Origin of the sequence: Photorhabdus heterorhabditis (genome assembly GCF_001280945.1) — a bacterium.
GTDB classification, from domain to species: domain Bacteria; phylum Pseudomonadota; class Gammaproteobacteria; order Enterobacterales; family Enterobacteriaceae; genus Photorhabdus; species Photorhabdus heterorhabditis.
This window is the reverse complement of sequence record NZ_LJCS01000236.1, coordinates 1-489: the sequence shown is the minus strand read 5'-3', so window position 1 is coordinate 489 and position 489 is coordinate 1. Positions and strand designations below refer to the sequence as shown.

The following is a 489-nucleotide window of genomic DNA, read 5'->3' as shown; positions in this document are numbered from 1 at the left end:
CACTCGATCATATTGACTGTAAAAACATTCTGAAACACTGGATAGAATTCCAATTGGTGGATGAGCAAGGCAAGCCGATTGTGAATATGCCTTACCGGTTGAGAAGTCGGGGAAATCCGCGAGATGAACGTCGGGGGGTAACGGATGGTTTTGGTATGATTAGAGAAGAAACCTTTCCACCCCATCCGGTGAGGTTGTATATCGGTGCTCAGGAACTGGCGAATGAGATGGAGAAGCATCCGTTGCGGGAAAAACGCGGTGAAGAGGCGTCGGTGGTGAAACCAAAAGCCGAAGCCGAAGGCCATCAATATCGCTATGTGACAATTGGGCAGATCAGTGATGGTTTGCCGGCACTAGATGATTGGAACGATCCTAAAAAAATTCCACCTCCCTATCATTTCCCGGACTTGGAGCCAAAAGGCTATCAGGTTCATCCGTTAAATCAGCGGTATGTATTGGAAGTGTGTCCATTCCGGGCCTGGGTTTTGC

The 489-nt window shown here is 48.5% G+C and carries 1 pseudogene; it reads left to right on the top strand.

From position 1 onward, the window contains the following. Positions 1–489, top strand: a pseudogene (locus AM629_RS21515) (lipase family protein); the annotation flags it as partial.